At 70.6% G+C, this 2,441-nt stretch carries 5 protein-coding genes; 3 read left to right on the forward strand and 2 right to left on the reverse strand.

Annotation, left to right across the window (positions count from 1 at the left end; genetic code table 11):
- Both VIU94_RS10345 and VIU94_RS10350 read left to right on the forward strand, forming a co-directional pair.
- A partial coding sequence (locus VIU94_RS10345; RefSeq protein ID WP_331909916.1) for a DUF4352 domain-containing protein occupies nucleotides 1-378 on the forward strand: 378 nt, incomplete at its 5' end.
- A gap of 14 nt (nucleotides 379-392) precedes the next feature.
- On the forward strand, nucleotides 393-620 hold the full coding sequence (locus VIU94_RS10350; protein ID WP_331909918.1) for a hypothetical protein: 228 nt from the start codon (nucleotides 393-395) through the stop codon (nucleotides 618-620).
- A 116-nt stretch (nucleotides 621-736) separates the two neighbouring features.
- Here VIU94_RS10350 and VIU94_RS10355 read toward each other — a convergent pair whose 3' ends face one another.
- Entirely contained in the window at nucleotides 737-949 is a 213-nt protein-coding gene (locus VIU94_RS10355) for a DUF397 domain-containing protein (RefSeq protein ID WP_331909920.1), read from the reverse strand.
- Between the two features lie 8 nt (nucleotides 950-957).
- Nucleotides 958-1,809: a helix-turn-helix domain-containing protein gene (locus tag VIU94_RS10360; protein ID WP_331909922.1), complete on the reverse strand. Its 852-nt coding sequence runs from the start codon at nucleotides 1,807-1,809 to the stop codon at nucleotides 958-960.
- Nucleotides 1,810-1,931: 122 nt separating this feature from the next.
- On the opposite strand from VIU94_RS10360, the gene VIU94_RS10365 reads away from it, so the two are divergent.
- Nucleotides 1,932-2,441 (forward strand): hypothetical protein (locus tag VIU94_RS10365; protein WP_331909924.1); only part of this gene is annotated, 510 nt, incomplete at its 3' end.

The following is a 2,441-nucleotide window of genomic DNA, read 5'->3' on the forward strand; positions in this document are numbered from 1 at the left end:
GTCCAGCCCGCGCAGCAGGGCGACGCCGGCGGCAAGAAGACCAAGGAGTCCAAGCCGCCCGTGAAGCTCACCGCGAAGCGCACCCCGTACCGCGCCCACGAGTTCGCCAGCGGCGGCCCGTACTCGTGCGTGAAGGCCGTCGTGGTCAACCAGACCGAGGGCAACATCGAGGTCAACCCCTACGACTTCTCGGTCACCGGCATCGACGGCGAGAAGCGGGAGGCGGCCGTCGGCGCGGCGGAGAAGGAGTTCGACGCGCTGACGCTGGCGCCCGGGGAGAAGGCCAGCGGGACGGTGTGCGCGGAGACGAAGGTGGCGGCGAAGGTGCTGACGTTCGGCATCTACGGCGAGCAGGCCCGCGCGGCCGTCGCACCGTAAGGCAGGATGACGGCATGAGCGACGACGAGTGGCGGATCCTGAGCCTGCGCCTGCGCGCCCTGATGCACCGCAGGACGGCAGCGCACCTCGACCTCGCAGCGTCCGTGGCTCGCGCGAACGTGGCGCTCAGGGGCTTCGTCGAGGCGCTCCAGCGGACGCCCGTCGAGTACGTCACCGAGCACCCGGACCTCGCCGAACTGGACCTCCAGTTGGACGGCTACTACGGCGAGCAGCGCCCGTAGCCCCGCACGTCACCGCCCGTCGGCCTCCCGGTCGGCGGGCGGTGTTACTCTGTTCCCGGACTGGACGAGGCCCCCGGCAATGCCGGGGGCCTCTCCTGCTTTCCGGGTACGCGGACCTACAGGGCCAGCTCGCCCGCCTTGATCCTGCCGACCAGCGCCGCCAGCTCGCCGCGACTGAACGCCAGCTTCGGGCCCTCAGGGTCGACCGAATCACGGACACCGACGACGTTCGTCAGGTCGGCCAGCTCGACGCACGCGTCGTTACCGGTCGCACTGTGGGTGGACTTGCGCCAGCGGGCAGACGCCAGCACATCGTTGGAGATGCTCATGGACTGGACTACTCCTTGGACTGGACTCCTGCGACGGCGGCGATAAGGTCCGCCGACGCCCGTTCCGACAGCGCCGCAGCCGCGATGCCGTCGAAGCTCACGTTACAGCGGCGGACCTGTGCCACGTCCTCCAGATACATGCCTCCGGCCATCGTCTCCAGGTAGGCGACCGACAGGTCGACCGGGCCCGGGAACTCGAACGTGATCAGCGAGCCCTGCCCGACGCCGGGGAACAGCCCGGCCGACCGCGGCACGACGCGCAAGGTCACGTTGGGCCGCTCGGCGACCGCGAGCAGGGCGTGCATCTGCTCGGCCATCATCGCGCCCGGCTCCGGTCGGTGAAGGACTTCCTCGGCGAGCACGATGTCCAGCCGGGGAGCGTCCGGCCGGACTAGCAGCGCCTGCCGGTGCAGCCGAACCTCGACGCGCCGCGCCACCTCCTCGGGGTCGGTGACGCCTCCGCTGGTGATGATGGCGCGGGCGTACGCCTGCGTCTGCAGCAGGCCGGGGATGAGCTGTACCTGCCAGATGCGGATGTGCGATGCGGCGTCCTCAAGCTCGGCGTAGGAGCCGGCGAGGACATCACCGTAGGCGGCCCACCATCCGCGCTTGCGGACGTCGCGGGCGAGCTGCATGAGCGCCAGCTTCACCGCCTCGTCCGTGCCGCCGTAGGTCGACAGGATCCGCTCGACGTCGCCGACCGTCGCGGGCGACGTGGCCAGCTCGATCTTCACCAGCTTGGGGCGCGACCAGCCGATCGCGCCGGCGGCCTGCTCGGGCGTGAGTCCGGCCTCCTCGCGGAGGCGCCGGAGTTCGGCGGACAGGCGGCGCTGCCGAGTGGTGGGTCCCTGTTCGGTCATGTCGGCACTTTCTCACGGCGGCAGGTCAGGGCGGCATGACTCTTCGGTTACAAGTTCTTGTGATCAGAACTTGTTCAGGTCCATGCTTGGCGTGTCCAGTCCAAGGAACAGGAGCCGGGCCGATGAGCAACCCAGCCAAGTCCACCCCGGGGGTAGACGACATCGAAGCACGCTTTGCCGCGCTCAGGGCGGAGTTCCCCGGCTTCGAGATCGGGCCCTGCGACCTGCCATCCCTCCCGTACCGCGCATTCCGGGAACGCGACGGAGAGAAGGCCCTCGTCCTCGTCGCGGGCACCTACGACGGCCTGTGGGGCCTGCTGTCCCAGCAGGACGCCGCCGACTGCGAGCGCGCCCTGCTGGAGCTGGGCAAGGCCCTGACGGACCGCGGTGCCGTGGTCATCGAGCAGGGCGCCAGCCTCGTCACCCGCACCCGCACCGGGATCGCCCGGTCCGTGGGCGCGCTGCGAGGCAGCTTCCTCTCCGACTCCGGTCTGCCGCTCGGGCCGATCGCCGAGGTGGACGAGGTCGCCCTGCGAGTCGCGCGGCTGCTCGGCCTGGAACTCCACCCGCAGCTCTCGGTTCTCGCCCGGCGCATGGGCGTCCGCCGCTACAGCGTGGACATCGGCGCGCCC

Source organism: Streptomyces sp. (assembly GCF_036566765.1).
Lineage (GTDB): Bacteria > Actinomycetota > Actinomycetes > Streptomycetales > Streptomycetaceae > Streptomyces.

Excerpts from the sequence above, each read along its gene's own strand:
- VIU94_RS10350 (WP_331909918.1), top strand. The coding sequence starts at position 393 with ATGAGCGACGACGAGTGGCGGATCCTGAGCCTGCGCCTGCGCGCCCTG.
- VIU94_RS10355 (WP_331909920.1), bottom strand. The coding sequence starts at position 949 with ATGAGCATCTCCAACGATGTGCTGGCGTCTGCCCGCTGGCGCAAGTCC.
- VIU94_RS10360 (WP_331909922.1), bottom strand. The coding sequence starts at position 1,809 with ATGACCGAACAGGGACCCACCACTCGGCAGCGCCGCCTGTCCGCCGAA.